This is a genomic window from Olavius algarvensis spirochete endosymbiont (genome assembly GCA_900608495.1).
Taxonomy (GTDB): Bacteria; Spirochaetota; Spirochaetia; order DSM-2461; family DSM-2461; genus UBA2779.
In genome coordinates this window covers 1-239 of sequence record UWYT01000101.1, presented here as the reverse complement: position 1 = coordinate 239, position 239 = coordinate 1, and the positions used below count along the sequence as shown (strand labels likewise).

General features: G+C 57.3%; 1 protein-coding gene. It reads left to right on the top strand.

Features of this window, described 5'->3' with window-relative positions; all coding sequences use genetic code 11:
* Positions 1-239, top strand: a 239-nt coding sequence (locus tag S1OALGB6SA_RS02415; RefSeq protein WP_195910252.1) for an NHL repeat-containing protein, incomplete at both ends; no start/stop codon positions are given.

Below are 239 nucleotides of genomic sequence, written 5' to 3'. Positions count from 1 at the left end.
CCTCCCCTTCGGAGTGGCTGTGGACTCATCCGGCAATGTCTATGTGGGAGATTTGTACAACCACCGCATCCGGAAGATCACTCCGGCGGGAGTGGTAAGCACCTTTGCCGGAACTGGCTCAGCGGGTCATGCGGATGGCACCGGCAACACGGCACAGTTTGACTACCCCTCCGGAGTGGCTGTAGACTCATCCGGCAATGTCTTTGTGGCAGATTTTAGCAATCACCGCATCCGGAAGA